Annotated in this window: 1 pseudogene; it reads left to right on the forward strand. The window is 73.2% G+C overall.

Annotated features, from left to right (window positions below):
- A pseudogene (locus tag ACSNOH_RS35320) lies at nucleotides 1-272 on the forward strand (ATP-dependent DNA helicase); the annotation flags it as partial.

The raw sequence follows: 272 nt of genomic DNA on the forward strand, positions 1-272 counted from the left end.
AAGGTCCTCCCGCACGCCCTGCGCGGCGACGCCGCCACCCTGCCCGCCGTCCCCGCGTGGGACAGCAAGGGCATGGCCGCCTTCAAGGCGGCCATGAAGGAGCACCAGCGCATCGAGGAACTCCGCCTCGGTTACGTCACCTTCACCCGCCCCCGCTCCCTCCTCCTCGGCTCCGGCCACTGGTGGGGCCCCGACCAGAAGAAGCCCCGCGGCCCGTCCGCCTTCCTCGAAGCCCTCCGCGCGCACTGCGAAGCCGGCCACGGCGAGATCGA

The organism is Streptomyces sp. URMC 127, from assembly GCF_051386535.1.
Taxonomy (GTDB): Bacteria; Actinomycetota; Actinomycetes; order Streptomycetales; family Streptomycetaceae; genus Streptomyces.